We start from the raw sequence: 25,629 nt of genomic DNA, 5'->3' as shown, positions 1-25,629 counted from the left end.
GACCTCGATCGCCGGACGGGCAGGACGGACCAAGCCCGTCGAGGGGGTCCCCCCATGCCCTCAAGGCATGGGGGAGATCGAGGACACGCCCCGGCAGCGGGACGCACCCGCACCACACACCTCGTAGGGAGAGCCGTACGTATGGAAACCGACACCACGACCGCACCGCCCAACGGCGGCCCCGTGGACGCGGGGACGTACGACGTGCTGCGCCGCAGGCTGACCGCCCGGGCCGCCGATCTCGCGAGCCGCGCCGAGGCGCTCAACGCACGGCGCACAGCGGAGTTCGGGTCGACCGAGCTCCGGCTCACCGGCACCGAGCAGATCCGTACCGAGCAGCCATCCGTACCCCGTGACCTGGTGGCCGTCGGCGGCCGGCTGCTCTTCGGGTTCGAACGGGGACCGGGGGCAGCGGAACAAGCCGACGTCGGCGACGTACTCGCCCTGTACGGCCCCGAATTGGAGGAGGCACTCCACGGCGGAGGCGGTCTGCTCGAAGACGAAGCCTTCGTGCGCGAATTCGCCGCCCTGCACCGTTACTACCGCGACGCCCGCCTCCTGCGGCTGCGCCGCGTGGACGGCAGGCTGCTGGCAGTCTTCCGTACCGGCGAGAGTGCCGACGGCATCCGCGTGCTGCGCTGGGCGCTCGCCCCGGACGGTTCGCCCGGCGCGTTCCTCGACGCGCGCGGCGACCGCGATCACGTCTTCCCGCCGTCGCACGACTTCACCTGGACCGTCGCGGGCCGCGAGGCCCACGTCCTCGGCCGGCACCCGCACATCGCCGTGGGCGGGGAGGGAGACGGCACGGACGCCGTCCTCTTCGTCGACACACTCGGCGGCACCCTCACCGTCAAGACGGTCAACGACACCGACACCCCCGACGGGATCTACGAGGAGCCGGTCGCCGAGCCCCTCCAGTCACTCGCCGACGCGGATGTCGAGCATGCCGAGATCGGCCCGCTGGTCCTGCTCCGCGTCCGCCCGTACAACGAGGAGGCCTGGCGGTATCTGGTCTTCAACACACTCCTCGGCACGGTCCTGCGTCTGGACCTCATCGGGCCCGCCTGCCACCGGCTCCCGGAGGACCAGGGGATCATCTTCCCCGGCGGCTACTACCTCACCACCGGCACCGCCAAGACCTTCGACATCGCCGAGCCGCTCACCGACCCGGTGTTCGAGGGCGCGGTCCGCTCGCCGAACGGCGAGGACGTCCTGTATGTCTTCCGCTCCCCCGACGACGGCCGCAGCCTGCTCCTGCCCTACAACCTGATCCGGCAGGAGGTCGCCACTCCTCTCCAGGGCCGCGGCCACGCCCTGCTCGACGACGGCACGCTCGTCCTCCTGCGAGCTACCGCCACGGGCGACGAACCGGCCCGGGTCCACCCGCTGCAGCGCTGGCAGACCCCGTACGTCTCCGACACCTACGCCGCCTCCCGGCCCGCCCAGGCCGGTCCGCTCGCCCGGATCGGCAACGCCGATCTGGTGCGCGGCATCTCCGACTGCCTCGCGCTCGCGCACAGCGCCGCCGAGACGACACCGACCGCCGCCGTGTATGCACAGCTGGTAGCGGACTGCACCCGTGCCACCGACCGCTACCACTGGCTGACCGACTCCGAACTCGGCGAACTGGCCGCCCCGTTGGCGGAGCTTCGGGCCACCGCCCAGCAGGTCCTCACCGAGTTCGACACGGTGCAGGAGCTGACCCGGCAGGCCGCCGAGGCGCTCACCGAGACGGCCGACCGGCTCACCGCACTCGTCCGCCGCATCCGTGGCGAGGCCCCGCGCTCCGCCGCCGCCTGGGTCACCCAGCTCACCGAACTCCGACGTGTCCAGGGCCATTTGGCGATGCTCGCCGAGATGCGGTACGCCGACACCGAGCGGATCGCCGCGCTGACCGCCGACACGGCCGCCGACATCGACTCGGCCGACCGGCGCGCCGTCGCGTTCCTCGGCCGGGACGACGCGTTCACCGGCTACCACGAGGACATCGCGCGCCTGGCCGCCGAGGCGTCCGCGCTCACCACCGTCGTGGACGCCTCGGCGCTCGGCGACCGGCTGACGGAGATGACGGACGGCCTGAGCACCGTCACGGATGTCGTCGCCGGGCTCGACATCGGTGACGCGACGGTCCGTACGTCGATCCTGGAGCGGATCGCGGAGGTCCTCGGCGGGGTGAACCGGGCCCGCGCCACCCTCGACGCGCGCCGTCGCGAGCTCCTGGACCACGAGGGCCGCGCGGAGTTCGCCGCCGAGTTCGCACTGCTCGGGCAGGCCGTCACGGGGGCGCTGGCCGCCGCGGACACCCCGGACGCCTGTGACGAGCAACTGGCCAGGCTGCTGCTCCAGCTGGAGAACCTGGAGTCGCGGTTCGCGGAGTTCGACGACTTCCTTGCCGAGCTGGCCGGGCGGCGGACGGAAGTGTACGAGGCGTTCTCGGCCCGTAAGCAGACGTTGCAGGACGCCCGCGCCCGGCGGGCGGAGCGGCTGGCGGATTCGGCGGCCCGGGTCCTCGATACGGTGTCCCGTCGGCTGGCCGCCCTGCCCGACCTGGACTCCGTCCACACCTACTTCGCCTCCGACCCGATGGTCGCCAAGGTCCGCCGCACCGCGGACGAGTTGCGGGAACTCGGCGACCCGGTGCGCGCCGAGGAGCTGGACGGGCAGCTGCTGGCCGCCCGCCAGGAGGCCGGGCGGGCCCTGCGCGACCGCAGTGAGCTGTACGCGGACGGCGGCGCGACGATCCGTCTCGGCCGGCACCGGTTCGCCGTGAACACCCAGCCCTTCGACCTGACGCTCGTCCCGCACGGGGACCGGCTCGCGTTCGCCCTCACCGGCACGGACTACCGGGCGCCGGTCACCGACCCGGCCTTCGAGACGGCCCGCGCATACTGGGACCAGACGCTGCCCTCGGAGTCCCCGCACGTCTACCGCGCCGAGCATCTGGCCGCCCGGCTCCTGGACGAGCAGGGCGCCGACACCCTCGGCGCCCTGAACACTGCCGAACTGACGGCGCTGGTACGGGAGTCGGCGGCGTCCGCGTACGACGAGGGCTACCAGCGCGGTGTCCACGACGAGGACGCCACCGCCATCCTCACCACCCTGCTGAGGCTGCACGCCGGGGCCGGACTGCTGCGCTGCCCGCCCGCCGCACGAGCGGCGGCGCAGCTGTTCTGGGCGTACGGGACGGACGAGGCCCGGCGCACCTCCTGGACCCGGCGGGCCCTCTCGCTGGCCCGCGCCCGTGACACGTTCGGCCTCGCCCCGGCCATCGCCGGTCTTCAGGAGGAGTGGGCGCAAGTCATCCGGGGCGACGACCCCCGGGCCGTCGCCGCGTACCTCTTCGAGGAGCTGACGAGCGGCCCGGCCGGATTCGTCACGAGCGCCACCGCCCGCACGTTCCTGGACAAGTTCCGTCGCACGACGGGATCTTCGGCGTACGACGAGGACCTCGCCGCACTCCACGACGACTTCTCCGCCCGGCGCCAGCTGGTCGAGGGCTGGCTCGCCTCGTACGCCGCCGCGAGCGGTACGGAGATCGACGCGGGCGATCTGGCGGAGGCCGTCGCAGTGGAACTCTGCCCGGAGCCGGTGCTCGCCCGGTACGAGTGCGAGGCGCCGCTCACCGCGACCGTGGACGGCCTGCTCGGCACCCACCCGCGCATCGACCGCGGCCGGCTGACCGTCCGCCTCGATGAACTCCTTGCCCGCACCGACCGGTTCCGCACCACCGCCGTCCCCGGGTTCCGCGCCTACCAGCGCCTGCGCACCGAACTCGTCGCCGCCGAGCGTGCCCGGCTGCGGCTGGAGGACCACCGGCCGCGCGTCATGTCGGCGTTCGTCCGCAACCGGCTCCTGGACGAGGTGTATCTGCCGTTGATCGGCGACAGCCTCGCCAAGCAGCTCGGCACCGCCGACGCCGACCGGCGCACCGACTCGCAGGGCCTGCTGCTGCTCGTGTCACCGCCCGGCTACGGCAAGACGACGCTCATGGAGTACGTCGCCGACCGGCTCGGCCTGGTCCTCGTCAGGATCAGCGGGCCGAACCTCGGCCACGACGTGACCTCCCTCGACCCGGCGCAGGCGCGCACCGCGACCGCCCGCCAGGAGATCGAGAAGATCAACTTCGCTCTGGAGACGGGCAACAACACGCTCCTCTACCTCGACGACATTCAGCACACCTCGCCCGAACTGCTCCAGAAATTCATTCCGCTCTGCGACGCCACCCGCCGTATCGAGGGCGTACGGGACGGCGAGCCGCGCAGCTACGACCTGCGGGGCAAGCGGTTCGCGGTGTGCATGGCGGGCAATCCGTACACCGAGTCGGGGGCGCGGTTCCGTATCCCCGACATGCTTGCCAACCGGGCCGACGTGTGGAATCTCGGCGAGGTGCTGAGCGGCCGGGAGGACGTCTTCGCGCTGAGCTTCGTCGAGAACGCGCTGACCGCCAACCCGGTGCTGGCCCCGCTCGCCGGGCGTTCTGGCGAGGATCTCGCCCTGTTCGTGCGGCTCGCCTCCGGCGCGGACCGCGCAATCCGCACGGACCGGCTCGACCACCCGTACACGCCTGCCGAGGTGGACCGGATCGTCGCGGTACTGCGTCATCTGCTGACCGCCCGGGACACGGTCCTGGCCGTGAACGCCGCGTACATCGCCTCGGCCGCGCAGACGGACGCGACGCGCACCGAGCCGCCGTTCCGGCTGCAGGGCTCGTACCGCAACATGAACAAGATCGCCGAGCGGATCGTGCCGGTGATGAACGACGCGGAACTCCTCGCCGTCATCGACGACCACTACGCGGGCGAGGCCCAGACGCTGACCACGGGCGCGGAGTCCAACCTGCTGAAACTCGCCGCGCTGCGCGGCCGCCTCACCGCCGAGCAGTCCGCGCGCTGGTCCGCGATCACCGCCTCCTATGTCCGTACGCAGTCGCTCGGCGCCCCGGACGGCGACCCCGTCGCCAGAGCGGTCGCCGCACTGGGGCTGCTCGCGGACCGGATCGCGGCGGTCGAGTCGGCGATCGTCCGGGCCGCGGACCCGCGCCATCTGCTCACCAACTCGCAGGCGCGGCACGCGGCGCCGCCATCGGCCGTTCCGCAGGAAGATCACTGACCGGGCGGGTACGACGGAGAGGCGCAAGGCATGCTGGGTCCCGTGTCTACACTTCCCCAACAGCCCCAACGCTCCCCGTTCAGCGGGCACATGGTCGTCTGCGGTGACGACGCACTGGCCCAGCGGCTCGCCGTGGAGCTGCGCTATGTGTACGGGGAGCGGGTCACCCTCGTTCTGCCGCCGGGGCGCGACGCACGTCGGCCGGAGCTGCCGCTGACCGGGCGGGGCCGGGCGGCGGCGCTGTTCGGCCGGATGTCGCAGGCGATGAACCGTAATGGCGGGAACGGTTCCGCAGGTGCTCCCGGAAACGGCGACACCAACGCCGGGGTCGAGGCGGTACGCATCCTGGAGGCGCCCGAGCCGTCCGACGAGGCCTTCGAGGAGGCGGGCGTCGAATCGGCCGCCGCGCTGGCCCTGGTCTATGACGACGACGAGCGCAATATCCGCGCCGCGCTGACCGCCCGCCGTCTCAACCCCCGCCTCCGGCTGGTCATCCGGCTCTACAACCGCAAGCTGGGCCAGTATCTGGAGACCCTGCTCGACCAGGCCGCCGCCGTTGCCGCACCCGGCCTGGACCCGAGGGCGCTGGACGCATCGACCACCGTCCTCTCCGACGCCGACACCGCCGCACCCGCCCTCGCGGCGACCGCCCTCACCGGCTCCAGCAAGGTCATCCAGGCGGAGGGCCTGCTGCTGCGCGCCGCCGAACGCACCCCGCCCGAGGACGGCCGGATCGCCGACCCCGGCCTGTGCACCCTCGCGCTGCTCTCCTCCACCACCCATGACCCGGCGGGCACCGAGGGCTCCGACAGCAGCGGCGAGGAGGGCCCTCAACTCCTGCCCGACGAACGGCAGGTAGCCGCCGCGACCGGGCGTGGCACGGTCGTCCTGGAGGCGGTCAGCCAGGCGGGACCGGCCGGTCCGCCGCCCCGGATGGGCGGCAGGGGCGCACCGCTCAGCCAGTTCTTCTCACGGCGGCTGCGCTGGTCGGCGCTGGGTGTCGGCCTGGCCGTGCTGGGCCTCGCCGTCGCCTCCACGCTCACCACCGGCGACGATCCGTTGCACGCCGCGTATCTGACGCTGCTGGACCTGTTCGCGATGGGTGACCCGGCGATCGGCGACTCCATGGCCCGTCAGGTGATCCAACTTCTCTCGGGTGTGGCCGGGTTGATGCTGCTGCCGCTGCTCGTGGCGGGTGTGCTGGAGGCCTTCGGGTCGCTCCGTACGGCCTCGTCCCTGCGCCGGCCGCCACGGGGCCTGTCCGGACATGTGGTGCTGCTCGGCCTCGGCAAGATCGGTACGCGGGTCCTCGTCCGGCTGCGTGAGCTCGGCATTCCCGTGGTGTGCGTGGAGAACGACCCGGACGCACGCGGAATCCCCGTGGCCCGGCGGCTGCACGTACCGGTGGTCCTCGGTGACGTCACGCAGGAGGGCGTGCTGGAGGCGGCGAAGATCCAGCGCTCCCGCGCACTTCTCGCCCTGACCAGCATCGACACCACCAACCTGGAGGCCGCGCTGTACGCCCGCTCGGTCAAGCCGGACCTGCGTGTCGCCCTGCGCCTGTTCGACGACGAGTTCGCCACCGCCGTCTACCGCACCCTGCGCACCGCCCACCCGCAGGCCCTGACCCGCTCCCGATCCGTCTCCCACCTCGCCGCTCCGTCCTTCGCGGTCGCCATGATGGGCCGTCAGATCCTGGGCGCGATCCCGGTCGAGCGGAAGGTGATGCTGTTCGCGGCGGTCGAGGTCGCGGGCCACCCGCAGTTGGAGGGCCGCACGGTGGAGCAGGCGTTCCGGGCGGGCGCCTGGCGGGTCCTCGCCCTGGACGCCACCCCGCCGGAGCACCGCCGCCCGGACCTGGCCACACCCGCCCCCGCCTCCCCGGACCGTCCGTCGGGCCTGGTCTGGGACCTGCACCCCGGGTACGTACTGCGCCCCGAGGACCGGGTGGTGATCGCGGCGACGCGGCGGGGCCTGGCCGAACTGCTGCGCAGGCGACGCCCCGTGGCGCCGCGGTCATAGCCGGGCGGATGGGCGCCGGGCCCAGCGGATGCGCGATGCGGGCCGTCGGCCCGGGCGGCCCCGGCGGCCCGCAGAGGGACCTTGATGACGCATCGCCCGGTCCGGTTCGGTGTCCGCCCCGGGGTGCATCGCTCTTCTAGGTCTGCCTCGTCCAGCGCTGCGACGCCTCCCCGGCGCACATGGTCGTCACCAGACCGCTGCTCATGCCCAGGTCGAGGCAGCCGCCGCCGTAGTCGCTCCGGAGGCTGCCGCCCGCACCCGTACGCCACAGTCGGCCGACGTCCTGGGCGCAGTCGCCCACGAACACGGCCTGCCCGAGCCCGTTGGAGTACAGGCACCCACCGGTCTGCTGGTTGACGAGCTTGAAGCTGCCGTCCGACTTGCTCTTGACGGTCCACCGGGCGGTCGAGTCCGAGCAGTTCCCGGAGTCGGATGCGCCGTAGATCTGGGTGACGCACTTGTTGTTGTCGCCGTTGCGGTAGCGGAAGGTGCCGGAGGCGGGAGGTGGGGGGGGCCGTGGATTTCCCGCCGCCGGAGGTGCCGGGGGTGCCGGAGCCTCCCGAACTGCTGGAGCCTCCCGAACTGCTGGAGGTGCCCGAACTGCTGGAGGTGCCTGAGCCGCCGGAGGTGCCCGAGCCTCCGGACCGGCCGCTTCCGCCCGCACCGTCCTGTGTGCCGGTCCCGGTGCCCCCGGCGACTTGGGCCCCACCTGCGCCGTCCTCGTCGCCCTTCTCATGCCTGTCCTTGGCCGACGACTTCGCCGGTGACGCCTTGCCCGACGGCTTCTCGTCCGCCGTTGGCGACGTCGGGTCAGCGGGCGCCGAGGCCGAGTCCGACGGGGTGACGTGCGCCTCGGCCTTCGGCGAGGACGTATACGGCAGGTTCTGAATGGCGAGGGTCGCCCCACCCACGGCCACGACAAGGGGGACGACGAGGACGAGAGGGCGGGCGCGGCGGCGGCGTTCAGGCGGCGCGGCTCGTTCCGGGCGGGGCTCGGGCTTCGGCTCCGGCGCGGAGCCCCCCTCCGGCTCGGACTTCGGCTTCGGCCCAGAGCCCTCCTCGGGCACCGGCGCGGAGCCCTCCTTCGGCTCCGGCTTCTGGTCCGGCACCGGCTTTCCGCCGACGAGCGGGACAGTCGGTACGTCGATCTCCTGCACGTCCACGGCGAAGGCGGCCCGCTCGGACAGGCGCTCGGTGATGGCCGCCGGCCACAGCGGGGCGTCGAACGGGCCGTGCTGCGAGGCACGTTCGAGGAGTTCGGTGGCGGTGGGGCGACCGTCGGGGTCCTTGGCAAGGCAGGCCTCGACGACCTCGGCAAGTTCCGGATCCAGCTCTCGCAACGGCGCCAGGTCGGGCTCTTCGTGAACGATGCGGTACAGCACACCGTGGCCCGACTCGTTGCCGAAGGGCGGCTCCCCGCAGGCCGCGTACGCGAGTACCGAGCCCAGCGCGAAGACATCGGTGAAGCCGCTCAACCGCCGGGAGGCGGAAGCCTGTTCCGGCGCCATGTAGGCGGGCGTGCCCACGACCATGCCAGTTCTGGTCAACTGACTCTGTTCGGCGGCCCGGGCGACGCCGAAGTCGATGAGGGTGAGCCCGTCGACGGTCAGCATGACGTTGGACGGTTTGAGGTCCCGGTGCACCATGCCCAGCGCGTGCACCGACTCCAGGCCTGCCGCCGCCTCGCGCAGCAGCAGCCACAGCGCTCGCGCGGGCAGCGGGCTGCCGTGCAGCTCAAGGGCCTCCCTCAGGGTGAGCCCGGGAACGTACGCGGTGGCGAACCACGGGGGCCGTGCGGTGCGGTCGCTGGCGAGCAGCGGTGCGGTGGCCTCGGCGGGCAGCCGGGAGAGGTTGTCGAGCTCGTGCCCGAATCGGCGCAGGAAGTCCTCGTCCTCGCCGACGACGGAGGACAGGAGTTGCTTGACGGCGACGTACCGGCCTTCATGGATCCCTAAGTACACCCGTCCCATGCCGCCGGCCCCGAGTCGGCCCGCCAGCGGAATCGGCCCGATCCGGCGTGGATCCCCCGCCTCCAGCGGCTCGGCCCCGCTTCCCCTCAGTTCCACCACGTCAGCCCCGTTGGATTCGGAATCTTTTTCTAGAAATCTACTCCAGGAACCAGAACGGAAGCCGATCAGCCCGAAACAGCAACGCAGCTCGGTGCACGCCGAGTTGCTCCTCGACGCCGCGCTGCGCGTCTGCGCCGCCGAGGGCGAGCGGGGCATCACCGTCGGCGCGGTGACCCGGGCCGACGGGGGTCGGTCAAGGCAGCCTCCACCACCGCTTCGGCAGCATCGACGGCCTCTTCGCCGCACTGACGCACGCTTGCTGAGCAGGCTGCTGGTCGAGTCACCGCCGCCCACGGCCTGTGCGAACGCCCCGGCATGGCCCAGGCCTTGCGAATCGCGGCACTTCCCCTGGAGGGCCGCCACCACAGCGGCGCGGACGACGCCTGGAACATCGCGGCACTGATCCTGGACGTGGCGGCACGGAGCGCCCGGCCGACCGCGGACCGACCGGCAGCCCGGCCTACAGCACGCCTCCCATCACCCCCCGTACCTCGCCCAGCGTCGCCTCGGCGATCTCGTTGGCCCGCTCGTTCCCGGCCCGGAGCACCGACCGCACGTACGCCATGTCCTGCGCGTACTCGGTGCGCCGGGCCCGGATCGGTGCCATCCGGCTGTTGACGGCATCGGTCACCGTCCGTTTGAGGGCGGCCGCGCCCCCGCCGCCGATCTCGTCGGCCACGGCGTGCGGATCGCGGTCCAGACAGAGCGCGGCGAGCAGCACGAGCGAGGACACCCCGGGGCGGGACTCCGGTTCGTACGTGATGTGCCGCTCGGCGTCCGTCTTCGCCCCACGGATCAGGCGCGCCGTCTCGTCGGCGGTGGCGCCGAGCGCGATGGAATTGCCCCGGCTCTTGCTCATCTTGGTGCCGTCGGTACCGAGCAGGAGCGGCGCGGCGGAGAGCAGCGCGTCCGGCTCCGGGAAGACCACCCCGTACCGCTCGTTGAAGCGTCGGGCGACGGTCCGCGTCACTTCGAGGTGCGGCAGCTGGTCCTGCCCGACCGGCACCAGATTGCCCTTGCAGAACAGGATGTCGGCCGCCTGGTGCACGGGATAGGTGAACATCAGCCCGCTGACGGCGGACTGCCGGGAGTGCGCGATCTCGTCCTTGACGGTGGGGTTGCGGTTCAGCTCGGCGACGGAGACGAGGCTGAGGAAGGGCAGCATCAGCTGGTTGAGCGCGGGCACGGCGCTGTGGTTGAAGACCGTCGAGCGTGCCGGGTCGATCCCGACGGCCAGGTAGTCCAGCAGCATCCCTTCCATGTGCTCGGAGAGCCGGTCGGCGAGATCCCGGTCGGTGAGCACCTGGTAGTCCGCGATGATCACGAAGACGTCCACACCGAGGTCCTGGAGCCGGACGCGGTTGTGGAGAGTGCCGAAGTAGTGCCCGAGGTGCAGCGGCCCGGTGGGCCGGTCCCCGGTCATCACCCGGAACCGGCCGGGGGTCTGCCGGATCCGCCCCTCCAGTTCGGCACTTCGGCACTGGGCAGGGTCGGTAGCGGTAGCGGTGACTGTGTTCATGGGGCTCTCTCCTCGCGAGTGCTGGTTGCGTGGAGGACGGCCCGCCGGGATCGGCATCCGTACCCGTGCGAGGGCAGAGAAAAGGGCCGTCCATATCGAACGGCCCTGGTCCCGCGCTGATGAGGTGGCCGCTCCTAGAAGGAGCGCCACCAGTTTCGGCACGGTACGGAGGTCATGGGCCGATGGTAGCGCGACCCGGTCCTGCGGTCACGGCCCATTTCCGGGGCTCATCGGCCGGGCGTCAGCTCCGCCCACACCACCTTCCCGGGTCCGCACCGCGCCCCGTGCCCCCACCGGTCCGCCAGGGCGGCGACAAGGATCAGCCCGCGCCCGCCGCACTCGTCGGACTCCGGCCTGCGCTCCTCCGGCTGTACACCCAAGGCTCGTGCACCTCGATCCGCACCCCGTCGGCCATCGGCCGGAACCGGGTCTCGATCTACCGCCCCGGTGAGAGACGGGCGTGCTGCCCGGCGTTGGTCAGCAGCTCGGAGAGCACGAGCACCGCCGAAACAGCGTGGCCGGCTCGGGCCGGCTCTGGAAGGTGCGCAAGGGCTGAGCCCCCTGCCCCCTGGCTCCCCTGCCCCCTCAGGAGCTGGACCAGTCGCGCGCGCAGAGGACAAGACAGTAGCCGTCCGGGTCCTCGATGGTGACGCCCCACTCGTTCCCGTACGGGGTCGGCGACCCGGAACAGATCCGATGGAACCTGACGGGAGGGCCAGGTTGTCGAGTGGGTGTCAGGGTCTTCGGGCCGTAAGAACACTCGGGGGGAATGCCGATGCGCCAGGGCAGCTCGGCTCATGATGCGGAGTTCGCGGGTTTCGTGGCGGCGTCGCACGGGTCGCTCCTGCGAACGGCCCGTCTGCTGACGGGTGATCCGCACACGGCTGAGGATCTGGTGCAGGCCGCCCTGATCCGCGTCTATACGCGGTGGGGCCGGGCGGCCGTGTGGGAGTCGCCTCAGGCGTACGCCCGCAAGGTCGTCGTGAACCTGTACGCGACCTGGCGACGGCGGCGCTGGCATGCGGAGGTCGTCCGGGCCGAGACGGAGAGTTCGACCAGCGGCCACGACATGGCGGGCAGCGCCGAGGCGCGCCTGGAGCTGGAGCGCGCGCTGGCGGATCTGCCCCGCGCCCAGCGTGCCGTAGTGGTGCTGCGTTTCTACGAGGACCTGTCGGTGGACCAGACGGCCGAGCTGCTCGGCTGTTCGCCCGGGACGGTCAAGAGCCGGACCAACAGGGCCTTGGAACGGCTGCGCGCCGCCGGCGCGCTGAGCGGCTATGCGGGAACGGAGAGGAGTACGCGATGACCGAGGACGAGGACCAGCTGCGACGGGGCCTGCGGGACCTGGCACAAGGGGACGTTTCGGCGGGGAGCGCGACGGGTGTGGAGACGCTCCTGGCCAAGGGGCGCCGCGTCAGGGCCCGCCGCCGGGGGGCGGCGGTGGCCTGCGCAGTCGTGCTGACCGCAGGTGGTGCGGGGCTCGGCCTGCGCGCCACCGAGCCGGGGCCGGGGACCCCGGACTCGGTCGCGTCGGTCGCGGCCGCTCCGGCGGACCGACCGTTGAAGTTGGGGCCGGCTGTGGCGCGGATCGGGGTGAGTTACCCGTATGACCTGGTGCGGAGCTGCGGTCTCCAGTTCGCGGTGTTCGACGGCAGCAAGTGGGCCACCGACGCGGAACTGGCGAGGACCATCCTCCTGTACGGCGACCGGGTGTCCGGAGTGATGACCCTGGTGTCGAAGGACGTCGCCCGGTTCGAGATGGGGTCCGGTTCGATGAGGGAGACGGCGGACTTCCACCGTGTCTCAGGAGGCGGACACTGTCCTCTCCTGCCTCCTCCGAATCCGGCCAAGCCGCCGGTCCTGGAGCAGTCGCCCGCGAACGCCGTGGAGGGATCCTGGTATCCGCACGATCTGATCGTTCACTGCGGTCTCCGCTTCACCGGATTCGACGGGCGGTGGTGGGTGACCGTCCGTGACTACTCGAAGGAGACCGGCATCGACGGAAGCGCGCGGCACACGATCGTGACCGGCTTCATCCGGCTCACGGGCGACAGGTTGCGGTTCGATTCCCCGGGGCTGAAACCGATCGAGTTCCGCCCCGCAAAGGAGAAACCACCCCTGTGTTCATGACCGTCAGCCACGGATGCCTTCCGGATCTCGCCGGGCCGGGTCCGGAAGACGCCCGGGGGCTCTGACCCGGCTGCTGTCCCGCACTCGTGATCGACGAGAGCGTCCGCCAATGGGCGCCGAACTCGGCGTCGGTAGCGGCGCAGGCACAGGTGGGCGCGGGAGTGGCCGGTCGGGAGCTCCTCGATGAGGGGAGCGGCGCGTCTAGGACGCCGGCTCCCAGGCCGTCGATGTCGGCCAGTGCGGTGCGCAGGCGGTTCGCATCCTTCCGGGCCGCCCGGGGCGGCCGGCCGAGGAGGGACATCGTCGTCTCGCAGGCCCCAGCGCCAGGGCCGCGCGCCCGCCGAGGGTCTTGTGGTTCAGCAGAGCTCCGAGGAACGGTGCGAATCCGGGTCGTGCGACAGGCCCATCGCGTGGCCGACGCCTCCTTGGCCAGCGCAAAGAGAGCGCTCCAGATCTCCAGATGCCGTCCGCCGCGAGCGCTGCGTCCAGGCGCGCCCGTGTGGTGCCGTCCATGCCCCCACCCCGCCCCGCTCACTTCACTTCTTGGCGTGCTCGCCCACGTAGAAGAGGATCCAGATGAAACCCGCGAAGAGGTGCGTGGCGAAGACGTACACGAAGACGCGCAGGGCCACGCCGCGCTCCTTCCAGCGCTCGCTCTCGCTGCCCTCGCTCACGGTCCTGCCTCCGTCCGACAAAGGCGCGCCCGGGCCTCCGCAACCTCTCCAGGGTACGCACGGCCCCAGCCCCTCCCCGGCGGAATAGGTCAGGGGGGTGCTCCGTTGTAGGGTGTGTTCACATAGTTCAATGTTCAACAAATCTGGAGGCGGGCGCCATGGAGTTCGGGATCTTCACCGTCGGAGACGTCACCACCGACCCGACGACCGGCAGGACACCGAGCGAGCACGAGCGGATCAAGGCCACCATCGCCATCGCCCAGAAGGCCGAGGAGGTCGGGCTGGACGTCTTCGCGACCGGTGAGCACCACAACCCGCCGTTCGTCCCGTCCTCGCCGACGACCACGCTCGGCTACATCGCCGCCCGCACCGACCACATCATCCTGTCCACGTCCACGACGCTGATCACCACCAACGACCCGGTGAAGATTGCCGAGGACTACGCGACGCTCCAGCACCTCGCGGACGGCCGCGTCGACCTGATGATGGGCCGCGGCAACACCGGACCGGTCTACCCCTGGTTCGGCAAGGACATCCGCCAGGGCATCCCGCTCGCCATCGAGAACTACGCCCTGCTGCACAAGCTGTGGCGCGAGGACGTCGTCGACTGGGAGGGCAAGTTCCGTACGCCGCTGCAGTCCTTCACCGCGACCCCGCGCCCGCTGGACGGCGTCCCGCCGTTCGTCTGGCACGGGTCCATCCGCTCCCCGGAGATCGCGGAGCAGGCCGCGTACTACGGGGACGGCTTCTTCCACAACAACATCTTCTGGCCCATCGAGCACACCAAGAAGATGGTGAACCTCTACCGGCAGCGGTACGCGCACTACGGACACGGCACCGCCGAGCAGGCCATCGTCGGCCTCGGCGGCCAGGTGTTCATGCGGAAGAACTCGCAGGACGCGGTACGGGAGTTCCGCCCATACTTCGACAACGCACCGGTCTACGGGCACGGCCCCTCCCTGGAGGACTTCTCCCGGCAGACGCCGCTGACCGTCGGCTCCCCGCAGGAGGTCATCGAGCGGACCCTGTCCTTCCGGGATGCTGTCGGCGACTACCAGCGCCAGCTGTTCCTGATGGACCACGCGGGGCTGCCGCTGAAGACGGTCCTGGAGCAGCTCGACATCCTCGGCGAGGAGGTCGTCCCGGTGCTGCGCAAGGAGTTCGCCAACCTGCGGCCTGCCGGAGTCCCGGACTCCGCCCCCGTACACCCGGCCGTCGCCGCCCGCGCGGCCACGAAGGAGGCCTGACCACCGTGTCCACCGTGTTCGCCACCGAGCCGCTGAGGATCGTCGCCGTGTCGGCCGGGCTCAGCAGCCCCTCGTCGACCCGGCTGCTGGCCGAGCGGCTGGCCGGCGCCGCCCGCGAGCGCCTGATGGCCGAGCAGGACCGCACGGTCGAGGTCCGGGTGATCGACCTGCGCGACCTGGCCGTCGACATCGCCAACCACCTGGTCACCGGGTTCCCGCCCAGCACCCTGGACGCGGCGATCAAGGAGGTGACGGAGGCGGACGGATTGATCGCCGTCTCGCCTGTCTTCACCGCCTCGTACAGCGGGCTGTTCAAGTCGTTCTTCGACCTGATCGACAACACGGCGCTGACCGGCAAGCCCGTCGTCATCGCGGCGACGGGCGGCACCGCCCGCCACTCCCTCGTCCTGGAACACGCGATGCGTCCGCTCTTCGCCTACCTGCGGGCCACCGTCGTACCGACCTCCGTGTACGCGGCATCGGAGGACTGGGGCTCGTCCGGCGACGAGTACACGGACGGCCTGCCGTCCCGCATCCGGCGTGCGGGCGGCGAGCTCGCGACCATGATCACGGGTGGCCGGGCGGCCTCCGGGGCGTCGAGGGTGCTCGGGCTCGACGACGAGGTCGTGCCGTTCGAGCAGCAACTCGCCGACCTCCGGCTGGACTGAGGGGACCCGCCGCCCGAAGTCCTGTCCGGTTTGATTAGAGTTGATCCGAAAGATGCGTCGTGCGGGGTTTTCTCGCACGACGCCTCTGCGCACTGAGCCGAACCGAGCTGGAGGCAGAGATGGGCAGGATCGTGGTGGGCGTTGACGGCTCCGAGTCGTCGATCAAGGCACTGCACTGGGCCGTACGCCAGGCGGAACTGACCGGTGACACGGTGGAGGCCGTCAACAGCTGGGAGTACCCCGCGACCAGCTGGGCGTCCATGATGCCGGGCATGCCGGAGGACTTCGACCCGCAGGCGGTGGCGACCGTGTCCCTCACCGAGGCACTGGAGGAGGCCCTGGGCGCCGAGGGCGCGGCCGCGGTCAGCAAGGTCGTGGTGATCGGCAACCCGGCCCAGTCCCTGCTGGAACGCGCCAAGGGCGCGAACCTGCTGGTCGTCGGGGCTCGTGGCTACAGCGGATTCAAGGCGACCCTGCTCGGCTCGGTCAGCCTCCATGTCACCCAGCACGCACCGTGCCCGGTGACGGTCGTGCGCGACTGAAGACCGCAACCGCGTGGCAGACGAGGACGGGCCCGCGCCCTGTGCGGGCCCGTCCTCATGTCGGCGCGGCCCGCCCGGCGCGGGACACCGTCAGCGAGGCACTCTCCTCGCACTCCGCCCGTGCCACCTCGCGCTCCACCCCGTACCTCCTCGCACCCCCGTACCTGCTCATGCCGAGGGGGAAGCCCCGGCACCGATGATGCTGGGACTTCCCCCTACGGAGAAGGTCAAGGATGCGACGGGAGACGCGCTCACGTCTTCTCTCGCGTGTAGAAGATGTAGAAGGTGGTGATGAACATCCCGAGGCCGACCGCAAGTCCCAGCGCGGAGGACCGCAGCACGCTCGAATCGGTCAGCCCGACCAGCAGGCCGATCGCCGCGGCTGTCAGCGCGCCGTACGCCACCGCCCGCACCAGGGGAATCATGGTGTGCTGGATCCGGCCCAGCACGAAACAGAGGACGGCGAGCACCACCGCGCAGATCAGGCCGTACCAGAACTGCCGGCCGCCGCTCGCGCCGTTGTTGCGGAGGATGAACGAGGCGTAGAGGCCGTACGCCGCGCCCAGCGTGACGGGTATGGCCCAGGCGCGGGCGCTGTGCCGACGTTCACGTGTCCCGGCCCCGGCCCGTCCACGGGTCGGCATCGCTGCATGAGTGGCCATGGCGGAGAACTCCTTCCGTCGCCCCTTTTCCCTCCAGAGCACACCCGGCCGCGCCGCCCGGCAACTCGGATGGCGTAGGGCCCGGGGCGCGCCGCCCCCGTACGGGATTCCCTGGAGAGGTGCGGACGTATCTCTCGGCGGCTCCGGCGGTGGTGGTGCTGGCGCTGCTCGCTGTGCTCGTCCCGCTGAGCGCACTGTCCGCCTGGGTGGATCTGGAGATCGACAACACGGACCGTTACGTCGCCGCGGTGGCCCCGCTCGCCTCCGACCCCGAGGTGCGGAGCACTGTCGGCGACCTCATCACCGACGCGACGATGACGCAGATCGACGCCGGGCCGCTCCAGAGCACCGTGCGGGACTTCCTGCACGAGGCGGTGATGTCCTTCACCACCACCGACGCCTTCCAGGCCGTGTGGAACGCCGCCAACCGCACCGCCCACAAGGCCGTCACCGCCGCGCTGAACGGCAACACCGGCGAGGCCGTGACCATCGATCTGGCGCCCGTGACCAAGCAGGTCAAACAGAACCTGGAAGCGAACGGGGTGCCGTTCGCCGACCGGATCCCGGTCCAGCACACCGACATCACGATCGTCTCCGCCGACCGCGCCGACCAGCTGCGCCAGACCTTCCGGTGGCTGCGGGCCGGCAGTATCTGGCCCGCCGTGGGCACGGTCGTGTTCGCCGTCGTGACCGTGGTCGCGGCCTGGGTGCGCGGCGGACCGGGGCGCGGGCGCTCCGCGCTCGCCGCGCTCTCGGCCGTGGCGGTGGCCGGGTTCGGTTTCGCGCTGGGGGCACTCGTGCTGCGCGCGGTGATCGCGGTCGCCCGCGACCGGGTGCTGTCCGGGGTTCCGGACGGCGAGACGGGCAGTGTGGCGGCGGTGTACGACGCGCTGACGAGCTCGCTGCGCACGACGGTGTGGATCGTGTTCGCCACGGGGCTGGCGGTGGCGCTGTGCGCGGTGCTCGGACGGCTGTGGGCGGCGCGCAAAATACACGCCGGCGGGTAGCCCGTAGCGGACCTGGTTCGACGTGCGGCGGCGGGCGGGCCGGGGAAGAGTGGTTCCCGTGACTGCCGGATCGGGGACGACTGAGAGGTCTTCCACATGCGAGCCATAGCCGTCAGCGCATTCCGGGCCGACCCCGCACTGGTCGAGATGCCCAAGCCCGAGCCGGAAGCCGGTGAGGTACGGGTCAGGATCGAGTACGCCGCACTCAACCCGTGCGACTGGCAGGCCGCACAGGGCTCCCTGGACGACGGACTCGCCCCGCGTGTGTTCCCGCTGGTCGTCGGCGTGGACTTCGCGGGCCGGGTGGACATGATCGGCAGCGGCGGGAACCGTTTCCGGGTCGGCGACCAGGTCTTCGGCCGGGTGACCGGGCCTGCGTCCGGAGCCGGTACGTACTGCGACTACGTGTCCGTACCGCAGGACTCCGCCATCACCCTCGTCCCGGACGGCCTCCCCCTCCGGACCGCGGCGGCGCTGCCGTCCGCCGGGATGACAGCCGCCGAGATCCTGGAGATCGCCGTGCTCCGCGGCCACGAGAGCCTGCTGATCATCGGGGCGGCGGGCGGCGTCGGCAGCTATCTGACCCAGCTCGCGTCGGCCCGCGACGTACGCGTGCTCGCGGCCGTGCGCGGCGACGAACGCAAGCGGATGGCGGCCCTGGGCGCCACCGTCACGATCGACACCACGGACCGCCCCCTCGAGGCGGCGGTACGGGAGACCTGCCCGGGCGGCGTCGACGCACTCGTCGACCTGGTCTCCACCACCCCGGACGCCTTCGCCGCCCGTGCCGCGCTGGTACGTGGCGGCGGGATCGCTCTCACCACGCGGGGCGTCGCCGCCGGAGCCGCCCTCCCCGCGGACGTGACCGGCATCGACTTCCGGCTCGAACCCACCCCGGTCCTGCTCGACGTCCTGGCCGAGGGAGCCGCCGAGGGCGTACTGCGCGTGCCCATCGACATCGAACTCCCGCTGGAGAAGGCCCCGCAGGCCCTCGACCGGAACCGGACGGGCGGCGCACGCGGCAAGACGGTCATCGTGCTCTGATCCCACGCCCCGCGCGCGAGACCCGAAGGCGGCGTCCTGGACGACCAGGAACGCGACATCATCGGGCGGCGGTACGTGAACCGGCCGCCGCCGTCGAGGCGAGCCGCACCGGCGGCGCCGAACCCGGTCTGCCCGCCCCGGACTCACCCGCCACCCGGGCGGTGGACAGCGCGCTGCGGCACGCGGCGGCCGTCGCGTCACCCCATGGGCCCGGCCCCCCGCAACCGTTCCATCTCCCGCCGGTCCCGCTTCGTCGGCCGCCCCGCGCCCCGGTCCCGTACCGGAACCTGGATCGCCACCTCGCGCGGCGGCGGAGGCGGGCTGTTGTCGATGAAGCACTCCGCCGCCACCGGAGGGCCGACCCTCTTCTTCACGATCTTCGACACGACGACGATCCGGTCCCGGCCCGCGTGCCGGAGCCGTACCTCGTCGCCGACGTGCAACGCCTGGGCGGGCTTTGCGCGCTCGCCGGCGACCTTCACATGTCCCGCGCGACAGGCGGCAGCGGCCTGCGAACGGGTCTTCGTCAGCCGGACCGACCAGATCCAGACGTCTACCCGGACGCTTCCCTCCGCCTGCGGCGCCTCACCGGAAACCATGCAACCGACTCTAGTGCGGCACGCGCGTCGGGTCAGGTCATGCGGATCAGGTCATGAGGGCCATGCGGATCAGCCGAAGTCGCTGATCACCTCCGCCATGTTGTAGCCGTACACCTCGCGCTTGCACGCCCCGCACTTGCTCGGCGCATGCTCGCTCAGCGACCGGAGCTGCGGCGGGAACCCGTCACCGCGCCCGTGCGCGAGGTAGAGCTCCTCGGGCCCGAACGCCGACTCCAGGGTCTTCGCGTTGCCGACGAGCCGGCTGGTTCCGTCGACCGTCCCCGGCGTGGCCTGGAGCAGCCGGCCGTTGTCGTAGCCGTTGCTGCGGTGGAAGTACGACTTGCCCTCGAACCGCGTGACGCCCTGGATCTCGTGCCACAGATCCTCACTGTTGAAGGTGGCTCCGGTCGGCAGACCGTAGGCGAGGTCGGCGTTGGCGACCGTCCCGGTCGCGCCCTCGACCGCGGCCCGGCATGCCTTCGTGGCCCGGTGCGGGATCGCCCACGGCCGACGCCGCGGACGACGGGGTGGCCGCCTGGGCGACGGTGGCACCGGCTGCCGGTACGAGGCCGGAAAACGTCGCCCCGCCGTCACAGCACAGGCCGCAAGACGTGTTCTGCGGGATCGTTTTCCCATGTGAAGGCCGTTCTTGATAACGCATGCGGATAAAACAAACAACGGTGTGCCTGACTATTTGTCAGGCACACCGGCCGCTCACGCCAACAAGGCAACTCGGGACCAGATAGGCACATTTGAACGAAGTGCATCAGGCCCGCACGGCATGCGCACAGGACTCGCTCAGGGCTCGGTTGCGGCTCAGTTGTCCCACGGGCGGGCCGCACCGCCGAACGGCCGGATCTGGCCGCTAACCTTACGTATCCGCCCTGGCCAGGGATGAATCCCGCAGGTCGGACATTTATCGCACCCAACTCACGCGAAAGGCCTCGCCCATGGGCATTCGGAGCTTGCTGCGCAAGGTGTTCGGCCGCGACCGCGCGGAGCAGGACGCGCCGGCGCCGACGGCCACGGTCCCGCCCCAGACCGAACGCACCGCACCCGCGGAGTCGGAGCCGGTCACGGTACCGGTGGACGAGTCGGCTGCGGAGACCACCTCGGTGCGCGAAACCGCCTCGGCCACCGCCTCGGTACCGGCCCCCACCTCTCACCGGTCCGCCACCGGCGACAGCGGTCTGGCATCGGACCTGGTGGCAGCGGCCTTCGACAAGGCGTCCATCGCCACGGTCCCGGCACAGGGCTCGGCCCCGAAGCCGAAACCGAAGCCGGCGGAGCCGGAGTCGGAGGCCGAGGCTGCGGAGCCGGTGGCTGCGAAGCCCGACAAGGACGAGGTCGAGCCGGTGGCCGCGAAGCCGGAGCCGGAGGCTGCACCCGCTGCCGAGGTCGAACCGGTGGCTGCGAAGCCCGACGAGGACGAGGTCGAGCCGGAGGCCGCGGAGCCGGAGCCGGAGCCGGAGGCTGCACCCGCTGCCGAGGTCGAGCCGGAGGGCGCGCCTGCTGTCGCCGAGGCCAAGGCTCCCGCCGATACGCAGCCCGTTGAGGCCGAGACTCCCGCCGAGGTGGAGCCCGCACCCGTCGTCACCGAGGCCGAAACGGAGCCCGCACCCGCCGTCACCGAGGCCGCGCCGGAGGTCGAGCCGGAGGTCGAGCCGGAGGCCGCGCCCACCGCCGAGCTGGAGCTCGTTGAGGTCGAGGCTCCCGCCGAGCCGGTGGTTGCACCCACCGCCGAGACCGAGCCGGAGCCGGTGACCGCGCCCGCCACCAAGGTCGAGCCGGAGCCCGAGCCCGCCCCCGCCGAGACCGAGCCGGAACCGGTGACCGCGCCCGCCACCAAGGTCGAGCCGGAGCCCGAGCCCGCCCCCGCCGAGCCCGAGGTCGAGGCCCCCGCCGAGACCGCGCCGGAGGCCACGTCCACTGCCGTCGAGGCCGAGGCTCCCGCCGCGCCGGAGGCCGTCGCCGAGGAGGCCGAGGTCGAGACCCCCGCCGAGGTCGAGGCCCCCGCCGAGGTCGAGCCGAAGACCGAAATCCCGGCCGACACGGCCCCCGAAGCAACCCCGACCCCCGAGCCCGCCCTCCCCCTCGCCCAGGTCAAGTCCCACGCGCCCGGGCTCGTCGACTCGTACAAGGCCGCCCAGGCCGGGCTGGAGACGCACGGGCTGACCGGGCTGCGCGCCACCGTCTACCTGGTCCTCGACCGCTCCGGCTCCATGCGGCCGTTCTACAAGGACGGCAGCGCCCAGCACCTGGGCGACCGCACCCTGGCCCTCGCCGCCCACCTGGACGAGAACGCCGCCGTCCCCGTCGTCTTCTTCTCGACCGACATCGACGGCACCGGCACGGTCGAGCTCACCTCGCACGAGGGCCGCATCGACGAGCTGAACGCGGGCCTGGGCCGCCTCGGCCGTACGAACTACCACCGCGCCGTCGAAGAGGTCGTCGCGCACTACGAGAAGTCCGAGGCCACCGGCCCCGCCCTGGTGATCTTCCAGACGGACGGCCCGCCGGACGCCAAGCAGCCCGCCAAGCAGGCGCTGGCCGAGGCGGCGCGGCTGCCGCTGTTCTTCCAGTTCGTCGCCTTCGGCGACGAGGACGCGAAGGGCTTCGACTTCCTGCGGAAGCTGGACGTCCCGAACGCCGGGTTCTTCCACGCGGGCCCCGCCCCCCGCGAGGTCGCGGACACCACGTTCTACCGCAAGGTCCTCGCCGCCCTCCCCGCCTGGATCACGGCCCGCGAAGCTGCGGCCGAGAACTGATCCGCCGGCAGGCGTACGGTCACGGCGAGCCCGCCCTCGGGGCCCGGCACCGCCGTGACCGTACCGCCGTGCGCCACAGCGATTGAACGAACGATCGAGAGACCGAGCCCCGACCCGCGCCCCATCCGGTCCTTGCCCTCGCCGCGCCGGAACGGCTCGAACAGCCCGGGAATGTCCGCCGCGTCCACCACCGGCCCGGTGTTGCGCACCTCCAACAGCACCCCGTCGCCCGCGGTCACCAGGGACATCTCCACCGTCCCGTCGGGCACGTTGTACGTGACGGCGTTGGCCAGCAGATTCGCCACCAGCTGGGCGAGCAGCAGCCGGTTCCCCCGCACCGCACAGGGCCCGGCATCGACTTTCACTCCCGGGTGCCGGGCCACCTCCTCCGCCACCACCTGGGCAAGGTCCACCGCTTCCCGCTCGCCCGCGGCGAGCCCACGCTCGCTGCGCGCCAGGACCAGCAGCCCCTCGATGAGCCGCTCGCTGCGCCGGTTGTTGTCCAGGAGCGTCTGCCGGGTCCGTACGAGATCCTCCTGGGACGGATCGTCGAGGCCGATCTGGATCGCGGCCCGCTGGGTGGCGAGCGGTGTCCGCAGCTCGTGCGAGGCGTTGGCGATGAACCGCCGCTGGCTGTCGAACGCCCTCTCCAGCCGGGCCAGCAGCGCGTCGAGCGTGTCGCCGAGCTCCTTCAGTTCGTCGTCGGGGCCGCTGGACGCGATCCGTTCGTGCAGAGTGTGCTCGGAGAGCCGGCGCGCCTTCGCGGTCATGGCGTGGACGGGCCGCAGGACCCGCCCCGCGGTCCACCACCCCACGCCGACCGCGCAGGCCGTCATGACGAGCAGCGAGGCCGCGGACCACACGAGCAACTGATGACCGGCCGCGTCGCTGACGTCGTCGGTGAGGTCGTAGACGGTGGGCGGCCCGAGGCTGCGCCGGGTGATGAGGGGGCCGTTCACCGCGTATCCGGGCTGGACGACCACGGCCGTGCGGGCGATGGCGCGCGCCTGGGAGTCCGTACCCGCGCGGGCGGCGAGGTTGACGGTGACGAGCAGCGCCGTCCCGAGCACCAGGAACACCCCGCCGTACACGAGCGCGATCCTCGTCCGGATCGTGGAGTGCTGGACGTGCGGAACGCGCGACGGACGCTTCACAGGGCGTACCCCACACCCTGCACCGTACGGATCAGGGCCGGTTCCCCGAGCTTCCCGCGCAGCTTGCTCATGCAGACGCGGACCGCGCCGGTGAACGGATCGGCGTTGGCGTCCCAGGCCCGCTCCAGCAGCTCCTCCGCGCTGACGGTCCCGCCGTCGGCCTCCAGCAGCAATTGCAGCACCGAGAACTCCTTCGGCGAGAGGTCCAGCTCCCGCCCCTCCCGGGAAGCGGTACGCCGTACGGTGTCGAGCCGGATGCCGTGCCGTTCCAGCTGCGGCGGTACGGGGCGGGCGCTGCGCCGCCGTAGCGCCCGAACCCGCGACACCAGCTCGGGGAACTCGAACGGCTTGCCCAGATAGTCGTCGGCGCCGAGGTCGAGGCCGGCGACCCGGTCCTCCATGGAACCGGCGGCGGTGAGCATCAGGATCCTGGTCCGCGAGCCGGAGGCGACCAGCCCCCGCGCCACGTCGTCGCCGTGCACCCGTGGCAGGTCGCGGTCGAGGACGACGACGTCGTAGTCGTGCAGCCCCAGGTAGGCGAGGGCGGCGTCGCCGCTGTACACCGTGTCGACGGCGAACCCCGCCCGCCGCAGCCCGGTGGCGACCAGCTCCGCCAGGATCTCCTCGTCCTCGGCGACCAGTACCCGCATCGTGATGTCCCCTGCCTCGTGCATGCGTGTCCACTCCCTCCCAGGATGCGTCTTTGTTACGGGAAGGAATGTTTCGCAAAGGTCTCCGTGCACTGGGCCCGGTTTATCGGTGTGAGTCGATCTTCCGCAGGCCGTTAGGATTTCGACCATGGCGGCCACTGGATCCGAGAAGCAGGGGGCGACGGCGTACTACGTCTCGACCCCCATCTACTACGTCAACGACGCTCCTCACCTGGGCCACGCCTACACGACCGTCGCAGGCGACGTGCTCACGCGCTGGCACCGCCAGCGCGGCGAGAAGGTGTGGTACCTCACCGGCACGGACGAGCACGGTCAGAAGATCATGCGCACTGCCGAGGCGAACAACGTCACTCCGCAGGAGTGGTGCGACAAGCTCGTCGAGGAGGCATGGAAGCCCCTCTGGGAGCACCTGAACATCAGAAACGACGACTTCATCCGTACGACGGAGAAGCGGCACACCGACCGGGTGCAGGAGTTCGTGCAGGACCTGTACGACAAGGGCGAGATCTACAAGGGCGGGTACGAGGGCCCGTACTGCGTGGGCTGCGAGGAGTACAAGCTCCCCGGCGACCTCATCGAGGACGAGAACGGCGTCAAGCTGTGCCCGATCCACAAGACGCCGGTGGAGATCCTCAAGGAGGAGAACTACTTCTTCAAGCTGAGCGCGTACGGCCCGAAGCTGATGGAGTTCTACGCGAACAACCCGGGCTTCATCCAGCCCGAGTCCGCCCGCAACGAGGTCGTGAACTTCGTCAAGCAGGGCCTGCAGGACCTCTCCATCTCCCGCTCGACCTTCGACTGGGGCGTCCCGGTGCCGTGGGACGAGAAGCACGTCATCTACGTGTGGGTCGACGCCCTGCTCAACTACGCCACGGCGGTCGGCTACGGCGCCAACCAGGAGAAGTTCGACGGAACCTTCCCCGCCGACGTCCACCTGGTCGGCAAGGACATCCTCCGCTTCCACGCGGTGATCTGGCCCGCGATGCTGATGGCACAGGGTCTGCCGCTGCCGGGCCGGGTCGCGGCCAACGGCTGGCTGATGGTCGGCGGCGAGAAGATGTCGAAGTCGAACCTGACGGGCATCAAGCCGCAGGATCTGACCTCCCACTTCGGTGTGGACGCGTACCGCTGGTACTTCCTGCGCGCCATCGCGTTCGGCAGCGACGGCTCGTTCTCCTGGGAGGACTTCTCCGCCCGCTACACCTCCGAGCTCGCCAACGACTACGGCAACCTCGCCTCGCGCGTCGCCGCCATGGTCGGCAAGTACTTCGGCGGGGCGCTCCCGGAGGCCACCGCTGCGGGTGACGCCGAGAAGGCGGTCCAGGAGGGGCTGGCGAAGGCCGTCGCCACGGCCGACCGGAAGATCGGCGAGGAGCTGGACTTCCAGGCCGGCATCCTGGCGGTCTTCGACTTCGTGAAGCAGGTCAACGGCTACATCACGGAGCAGGAGCCCTGGAAGGTCGCCAAGGACACCTCCCCCGAGGGTCAGGCCCGCCTCGCGACGATCCTCTACACGGCCGCCGAGTCACTGCGCGGTGTCGCGGTCCTGCTGAACGCCGTGATGCCGGAGACCTCGCAGAAGCTGTGGGACTCCCTCGGCGCCGAGGCGTCCCTGGGCGCGCTGTCCGACCAGCGCGTACAGGACGCGGGCACCTGGGGCCGGCTCCCGGTGGGCACAACGGTGACGAAGGGCGCGGTGCTGTTCCCCCGCCTGGAGGAGAAGCCGGCGTAAGCGGGCGCACGT

The 25,629-nt window shown here is 71.4% G+C and carries 19 protein-coding genes and 3 pseudogenes; 12 read left to right on the top strand and 10 right to left on the bottom strand.

Going from position 1 to position 25,629, the window contains the following annotated elements:
* Positions 1-141 precede the first annotated feature (141 nt).
* The gene (locus OG609_RS21180) at positions 142-5,109 is read left to right on the top strand and encodes a DNA repair ATPase (protein WP_327274247.1); all 4,968 of its coding nucleotides are present in this window, start codon (positions 142-144) and stop codon (positions 5,107-5,109) included.
* A gap of 30 nt (positions 5,110-5,139) precedes the next feature.
* Complete coding sequence (locus OG609_RS21175; protein WP_327274246.1) at positions 5,140-7,131, top strand: NAD-binding protein; 1,992 nt, start codon at positions 5,140-5,142, stop codon at positions 7,129-7,131.
* A gap of 136 nt (positions 7,132-7,267) precedes the next feature.
* Here the strand turns inward: OG609_RS21175 and OG609_RS46240 are convergent.
* A pseudogene (locus OG609_RS46240) lies at positions 7,268-9,200 on the bottom strand (serine/threonine-protein kinase).
* Between the two features lie 282 nt (positions 9,201-9,482).
* On the opposite strand from OG609_RS46240, the pseudogene OG609_RS21150 reads away from it, so the two are divergent.
* Positions 9,483-9,638 (top strand): annotated as a pseudogene (locus OG609_RS21150) (DNA polymerase III); the annotation flags it as partial.
* Positions 9,639-9,660: 22 nt separating this feature from the next.
* Here the strand turns inward: OG609_RS21150 and trpS are convergent.
* The 3 genes and pseudogenes from trpS to OG609_RS21135 all read right to left on the bottom strand — a co-directional run.
* Positions 9,661-10,719 (bottom strand): tryptophan--tRNA ligase, encoded by a 1,059-nt coding sequence (gene trpS, locus OG609_RS21145; protein ID WP_327274245.1) that lies wholly within the window; start codon positions 10,717-10,719, stop codon positions 9,661-9,663.
* A gap of 227 nt (positions 10,720-10,946) precedes the next feature.
* Positions 10,947-11,099, bottom strand: coding sequence for a hypothetical protein (locus OG609_RS21140; RefSeq protein WP_327274244.1), 153 nt, complete (start codon positions 11,097-11,099; stop codon positions 10,947-10,949).
* 205 nt (positions 11,100-11,304) lie between these two features.
* Positions 11,305-11,400, bottom strand: a pseudogene (locus tag OG609_RS21135) (VOC family protein); the annotation flags it as partial.
* A 94-nt stretch (positions 11,401-11,494) separates the two neighbouring features.
* Here OG609_RS21135 and OG609_RS21130 point away from each other — a divergent pair.
* Both OG609_RS21130 and OG609_RS21125 read left to right on the top strand, forming a co-directional pair.
* The gene (locus OG609_RS21130) at positions 11,495-12,025 is read left to right on the top strand and encodes a SigE family RNA polymerase sigma factor (protein WP_327274243.1); all 531 of its coding nucleotides are present in this window, start codon (positions 11,495-11,497) and stop codon (positions 12,023-12,025) included.
* Positions 12,022-12,849 carry a hypothetical protein gene (locus OG609_RS21125; RefSeq protein ID WP_327274242.1) on the top strand — a complete coding sequence of 276 codons (828 nt, stop codon included), beginning with the start codon at positions 12,022-12,024 and terminating at the stop codon, positions 12,847-12,849. Before OG609_RS21130 ends, OG609_RS21125 begins: the two co-directional genes overlap by 4 nt.
* A 536-nt stretch (positions 12,850-13,385) precedes the next feature.
* Here the strand turns inward: OG609_RS21125 and OG609_RS21120 are convergent.
* Positions 13,386-13,523 (bottom strand): DUF6126 family protein, encoded by a 138-nt coding sequence (locus OG609_RS21120; protein ID WP_164495278.1) that lies wholly within the window; start codon positions 13,521-13,523, stop codon positions 13,386-13,388.
* Between the two features lie 158 nt (positions 13,524-13,681).
* Between OG609_RS21120 and OG609_RS21115 the strand changes: the two genes are divergently transcribed.
* From OG609_RS21115 to OG609_RS21105, 3 genes are all read left to right on the top strand, one after another.
* Positions 13,682-14,770 (top strand): LLM class flavin-dependent oxidoreductase, encoded by a 1,089-nt coding sequence (locus tag OG609_RS21115; protein WP_327274240.1) that lies wholly within the window; start codon positions 13,682-13,684, stop codon positions 14,768-14,770.
* Positions 14,771-14,784: 14 nt separating this feature from the next.
* Positions 14,785-15,438, top strand: coding sequence for an FMN reductase (locus OG609_RS21110; RefSeq protein WP_327278127.1), 654 nt, complete (start codon positions 14,785-14,787; stop codon positions 15,436-15,438).
* Positions 15,439-15,557: 119 nt separating this feature from the next.
* A complete protein-coding gene (locus tag OG609_RS21105; RefSeq protein ID WP_327274239.1) occupies positions 15,558-15,980 on the top strand; it encodes a universal stress protein in 423 nt (140 codons plus the stop codon).
* 251 nt (positions 15,981-16,231) lie between these two features.
* Here the strand turns inward: OG609_RS21105 and OG609_RS21100 are convergent, their stop codons facing one another.
* Entirely contained in the window at positions 16,232-16,642 is a 411-nt protein-coding gene (locus tag OG609_RS21100) for a hypothetical protein (protein WP_327274238.1), read from the bottom strand.
* A gap of 119 nt (positions 16,643-16,761) precedes the next feature.
* Between OG609_RS21100 and OG609_RS21095 the strand changes: the two genes are divergently transcribed.
* Both OG609_RS21095 and OG609_RS21090 read left to right on the top strand, forming a co-directional pair.
* Entirely contained in the window at positions 16,762-17,649 is an 888-nt protein-coding gene (locus tag OG609_RS21095; protein ID WP_327274237.1) for a hypothetical protein, read from the top strand.
* A 96-nt stretch (positions 17,650-17,745) separates the two neighbouring features.
* Positions 17,746-18,693: an NADP-dependent oxidoreductase gene (locus OG609_RS21090; RefSeq protein WP_327274235.1), complete on the top strand. Its 948-nt coding sequence runs from the start codon at positions 17,746-17,748 to the stop codon at positions 18,691-18,693.
* A 197-nt stretch (positions 18,694-18,890) separates the two neighbouring features.
* Here the strand turns inward: OG609_RS21090 and OG609_RS21085 are convergent, their stop codons facing one another.
* Both OG609_RS21085 and OG609_RS21080 read right to left on the bottom strand, forming a co-directional pair.
* The gene (locus OG609_RS21085) at positions 18,891-19,292 is read right to left on the bottom strand and encodes an RNA-binding S4 domain-containing protein (RefSeq protein WP_327274234.1); all 402 of its coding nucleotides are present in this window, start codon (positions 19,290-19,292) and stop codon (positions 18,891-18,893) included.
* 69 nt (positions 19,293-19,361) lie between these two features.
* Positions 19,362-19,844 (bottom strand): hypothetical protein, encoded by a 483-nt coding sequence (locus OG609_RS21080; protein ID WP_327274233.1) that lies wholly within the window; start codon positions 19,842-19,844, stop codon positions 19,362-19,364.
* A gap of 398 nt (positions 19,845-20,242) precedes the next feature.
* On the opposite strand from OG609_RS21080, the gene OG609_RS21075 reads away from it, so the two are divergent.
* Positions 20,243-22,060, top strand: a complete 1,818-nt coding sequence (locus tag OG609_RS21075) for a VWA domain-containing protein (RefSeq protein ID WP_327274232.1) — start codon at positions 20,243-20,245, stop codon at positions 22,058-22,060.
* Here OG609_RS21075 and OG609_RS21070 read toward each other — a convergent pair.
* Together OG609_RS21070 and OG609_RS21065 are read right to left on the bottom strand one after the other, a co-directional pair.
* The gene (locus tag OG609_RS21070; protein ID WP_327274230.1) at positions 21,994-23,214 is read right to left on the bottom strand and encodes a sensor histidine kinase; all 1,221 of its coding nucleotides are present in this window, start codon (positions 23,212-23,214) and stop codon (positions 21,994-21,996) included. The genes OG609_RS21075 and OG609_RS21070 overlap by 67 nt on opposite strands.
* A complete protein-coding gene (locus OG609_RS21065) occupies positions 23,211-23,864 on the bottom strand; it encodes a response regulator transcription factor (protein ID WP_198677111.1) in 654 nt (217 codons plus the stop codon). The genes OG609_RS21070 and OG609_RS21065 overlap by 4 nt, the downstream gene beginning before the upstream one ends.
* Before the next feature lie 148 nt (positions 23,865-24,012).
* On the opposite strand from OG609_RS21065, the gene metG reads away from it, so the two are divergent.
* Positions 24,013-25,617 (top strand): methionine--tRNA ligase, encoded by a 1,605-nt coding sequence (metG, locus tag OG609_RS21060; protein WP_327274229.1) that lies wholly within the window; start codon positions 24,013-24,015, stop codon positions 25,615-25,617.
* The last annotated feature ends 12 nt before the right edge of the window (positions 25,618-25,629 follow it).

This window comes from Streptomyces sp. NBC_01224, from assembly GCF_036002945.1.
GTDB lineage: Bacteria > Actinomycetota > Actinomycetes > Streptomycetales > Streptomycetaceae > Streptomyces.
The sequence above is the reverse complement of the archived record's forward strand: the minus strand, read 5'-3'. Positions and strand labels throughout refer to the sequence as shown.

Excerpts from the sequence above, each read along its gene's own strand:
- OG609_RS21075 (WP_327274232.1), top strand. The coding sequence starts at position 20,243 with ATGGGCATTCGGAGCTTGCTGCGCAAGGTGTTCGGCCGCGACCGCGCG.
- trpS (WP_327274245.1), bottom strand. The coding sequence starts at position 10,719 with ATGAACACAGTCACCGCTACCGCTACCGACCCTGCCCAGTGCCGAAGT.
- OG609_RS21085 (WP_327274234.1), bottom strand. The coding sequence starts at position 19,292 with ATGGTTTCCGGTGAGGCGCCGCAGGCGGAGGGAAGCGTCCGGGTAGAC.
- OG609_RS21130 (WP_327274243.1), top strand. The coding sequence starts at position 11,495 with ATGCGCCAGGGCAGCTCGGCTCATGATGCGGAGTTCGCGGGTTTCGTG.
- OG609_RS21180 (WP_327274247.1), top strand. The coding sequence starts at position 142 with ATGGAAACCGACACCACGACCGCACCGCCCAACGGCGGCCCCGTGGAC.
- OG609_RS21065 (WP_198677111.1), bottom strand. The coding sequence starts at position 23,864 with ATGCGGGTACTGGTCGCCGAGGACGAGGAGATCCTGGCGGAGCTGGTC.
- OG609_RS21100 (WP_327274238.1), bottom strand. The coding sequence starts at position 16,642 with ATGGCCACTCATGCAGCGATGCCGACCCGTGGACGGGCCGGGGCCGGG.
- metG (WP_327274229.1), top strand. The coding sequence starts at position 24,013 with ATGGCGGCCACTGGATCCGAGAAGCAGGGGGCGACGGCGTACTACGTC.
- OG609_RS21090 (WP_327274235.1), top strand. The coding sequence starts at position 17,746 with ATGCGAGCCATAGCCGTCAGCGCATTCCGGGCCGACCCCGCACTGGTC.
- OG609_RS21115 (WP_327274240.1), top strand. The coding sequence starts at position 13,682 with ATGGAGTTCGGGATCTTCACCGTCGGAGACGTCACCACCGACCCGACG.
- OG609_RS21125 (WP_327274242.1), top strand. The coding sequence starts at position 12,022 with ATGACCGAGGACGAGGACCAGCTGCGACGGGGCCTGCGGGACCTGGCA.
- OG609_RS21175 (WP_327274246.1), top strand. The coding sequence starts at position 5,140 with ATGCTGGGTCCCGTGTCTACACTTCCCCAACAGCCCCAACGCTCCCCG.
- OG609_RS21105 (WP_327274239.1), top strand. The coding sequence starts at position 15,558 with ATGGGCAGGATCGTGGTGGGCGTTGACGGCTCCGAGTCGTCGATCAAG.